Annotated in this window: 3 protein-coding genes and 1 pseudogene; 3 read left to right on the top strand and 1 reads right to left on the bottom strand. The window is 62.3% G+C overall.

Features of this window, described 5'->3' with window-relative positions:
- The 3 genes from AC1DT3_RS15675 to sseA all read left to right on the top strand — a co-directional run.
- A partial coding sequence (locus AC1DT3_RS15675) for a cryptochrome/photolyase family protein (RefSeq protein ID WP_477466173.1) occupies nt 1-1,390 on the top strand: 1,390 nt, incomplete at its 5' end.
- A 78-nt stretch (nt 1,391-1,468) separates the two neighbouring features.
- A complete protein-coding gene (locus AC1DT3_RS15670; RefSeq protein WP_477466172.1) occupies nt 1,469-2,191 on the top strand; it encodes an alanyl-tRNA editing protein in 723 nt (240 codons plus the stop codon).
- Between the two features lie 33 nt (nt 2,192-2,224).
- Nucleotides 2,225-3,079, top strand: a complete 855-nt coding sequence (gene sseA / locus AC1DT3_RS15665; protein ID WP_477466171.1) for a 3-mercaptopyruvate sulfurtransferase — start codon at nt 2,225-2,227, stop codon at nt 3,077-3,079.
- 161 nt (nt 3,080-3,240) lie between these two features.
- On the opposite strand, the pseudogene AC1DT3_RS15660 reads toward sseA, so the two are convergent.
- A pseudogene (locus AC1DT3_RS15660) lies at nt 3,241-3,339 on the bottom strand (amino acid ABC transporter ATP-binding protein); the annotation flags it as partial.

Here is a 3,339-nt window from a genome sequence, read left to right as displayed (position 1 = left end):
GCTTCATGCCGCCGCAAGTATCGGCGCACCGATATTCTGCTTCTTTATCCTGGACGACGAATCGCCGGGAATCCGTCCCATTGGAGCGGCGACGCGCTGGTGGCTGCATGGAACGCTCGAATCGCTCGCCCAACAATTAGCTGCTCGTGGAACGCGTCTCGCGCTGTTTCGCGGGCCGTCGGAGACGATTGTTCATCGAATCGCAGAGACGACTGGCGCTGGCAGCGTCTTCTGGAATCGTCGCTACGGGGACGGTGAGATTGCCATCGACAAGGCGATCAAGGAGAGCCTGACAAAGCGTGGCCTCATCGTCGAAAGCTTCAATGGACGTTTGCTGAACGAGCCTTGGGAGATCACCACCAAGGCCGGCAAGCCGTTTCAGGTTTACACGCCCTATTTTCGCGCGGTGATGGCGAAGGGCGCGCCACCCCATCCCCTTCCCGCTCCGCGTACAATTGCGCGGTCGTCGAGGAAAGGACGCGACGAAGTTTCGCTGGTTGATTTAGATTTGCGGCCGTCGCAACCCGACTGGGCAGGTGGATTGCGTCAAGCCTGGATTCCCGGCGAGGCCGCGGCGCAAGAAGCGCTCGACGATTTTATCGATGAACGATTGCGAGGGTATGCGGTCAATCGCGAGATACCTGGAACGGACGGCACGTCGCGCTTGTCTCCCCATTTGCATTTCGGCGAGATCACACCGCGCCAGATCTGGCATCGGGTTCACACCAAGTTTGCGCACGCCGAAGGTATGTCCGGCAACGTCGAAAAATTCTTCAGCGAAGTGATCTGGCGCGAGTTTTGTCATCAACAGCTCTTTCAGAATCCCGAACTGGCGACGCGCTCGCAGGATCCTCGCTTTTCGCACTTCCGGTGGAGTTCGAGCGCCGAGAATCTCCAGGCGTGGCAACGGGGGATGACGGGTTATCCCATTGTCGATGCGGGCATGCGCCAGTTGTGGCGGACCGGCTGGATGCACAACCGCGTTCGAATGGTCGTGGCGTCCTTCCTCATCAAGCATCTGCTCATCGATTGGCGGCAAGGAGAACAATGGTTCTGGGACACGTTGGTCGATGCGGACAGCGCGAACAACGCCTTCGGTTGGCAATGGACCGCCGGCTCCGGTCCCGATGCGGCGCCGTTCTATCGAATCTTCAACCCGATCACGCAGGGCGAGAAGTTCGATCCCGAGGGAGCCTATGTCCGCGAATTCGTACCAGAAATCGCCGCCTTGCCGAACACGTTCATTCACCAGCCATGGGCAGCTCCCGACCCTGTGCGCGAAGCTGCCGGAATCATCCTCGGCGAGACCTATCCCAGACCGATCGTCGATCACGCGACCGCGCGGGAACGGGCGTTGCATGCGTTCAGGGAAATGCGCGTGTCGTCGTGAGGCATGGCTCGGCCGGTTGCCAAGCGACTCGAATTCCCACCAAGATGGCGCCCTTGCTTGAGGACGAGGCTTGAGACGATGACCGCGACGACCCTGCTTTTTCGGGATGATGCTTACGCAGCAGGCTGCGAGGCGAAGGTCTTAGCCGTGACGCCCGAGGGAGGCGTGGTGCTCGATCAAACGGTCTTTTATGCGCAGGGAGGCGGGCAGCCGGGCGACGTCGGCACATTGAACACGCGAGGTGGCGGCGAGTGGCCCGTGTCCAATACGGTCTACGGATCTGACCGGTCGCAGGTCGTGCATCTCGTCGGAACCGAAGCGACGGCGGCCATAGAAGCCGGGGACGTCGTGTCCCTTCAACTCGACTGGCCACGTCGCCTCAAGCGGATGCGCGTGCACACCGCCTTGCACCTCTTGAGCGTCGTGCTGCCCTACCCGGTCACCGGTGGCTCGATCGGCGACGGCGACGGGCGACTCGATTTCGATATTCCCGACGCGGGGCTCGACAAGACCGAGCTGACCGAAAAGCTGAACGCGCTGATCTCTCGAGACGCCGCCGTCACCGAACGATGGATTACCGACGCCGAGCTCGACGCTAATCCGGGTCTGGTCAAGACCATGTCGGTGAAGCCGCCGCGCGGGTCGGGTCGTGTCCGGCTCGTCGAGATCGAAGGCATCGACCTTCAGCCCTGCGGCGGAACGCACGTGCGACGCACCAGCGAAATTGGTGCTGTCGTAATCACCGACATCGAAAAGAAGGGCAAACAGAACCGTCGTGTTCGTTTGGCTATCGCCGACTGAAGCGCTTTCCCATCCCTCTATGCGATTGAATCCATGCCCCATCCCTTCGTCTCGACCCAATGGCTCCAGGACCATCTGAACGACGCAAATCTCGTCGTCGTCGATGGATCCTGGTATCTGCCGACGCAAAATCGCGATCCACAGGCGGAATACTTGGCGGGCCATATTCCGGGCGCAGTGCGCTTCGATATCGATACGGTCAAGGACGCGTCCTCCGCCCTTCCCCATATGCTGCCGAGCACGGAGGCGTTTGCAGAGGCTGCCGGCGCGCTCGGGATCGGCGACGACACCACGATCGTCGTCTATGACGGCGCCGGGCTTTTCTCCGCGCCCCGCGTTCTGTGGACATTCCGCGTCTTCGGCGCAAAGGACGTCCGCATTCTCGATGGCGGCTTCCCGGCCTGGCATCAGGAGGGCCGCGCCATCGAGACGGGAGCGCAGAAGCACCCCACGCCGCGCCGGTTTACGGCGACGCTCGATCGGACCGCCGTCGCAAGTGCATCAGACGTCGCTGCCGCCCTGAAGACGCGCAGCGCCCAGGTCGTCGACGCGCGGCCAGCGGATCGTTTTCGCGGCGATGCTCCCGAGCCGCGTCCGGGACTTCGCCAAGGCCATATGCCCGGATCGCTCAACCTGCCGTTTGCCGAGATCATCGAGAATGGACGGTTCAGGGACAGGGCCATCTTGGACGCGGCCATCGCAAAGGCCGGCATCGACCCGAGCCAGCCGGTCATCACGAGCTGCGGCTCCGGCGTCTCCGCCGCGATCCTCGCCCTCGCCTTCGAGACGGGCGGCCATCCGATCCAGTCACTCTACGATGGTTCCTGGGCAGAATGGGGCGCGCGGCAGGACCTGCCGGTCGAGACCGGACCGGCGAAAAAGGAATAGCAGCCCGCTCAACTTCCATTCCAACCCCTCATCCTGAGGCGCCGCGGAGTGGCGTCTCGAAGGATTGTCCAGAGGTAGCCGGAGACGCCTCGTTCTTCGAGACGCAGCCTTTCGGCTGCTCCTCGGGATGAGGCGGCGGGGCGTGTCGGCCKTCCAGAGAGTTAGTGCAGGATTTGGCTGAGGAACTGGCGTGTGCGCTCGTGTTGAGGGTTTCTGAAGAACTCGTCGGGCGTGTTCATCTCGACGATCTGGCCGTAATC

It is taken from the genome of Microvirga sp. P4_G7 (assembly GCF_056401005.1).
This window is presented reverse-complemented; position numbering and strand designations above follow the sequence as displayed.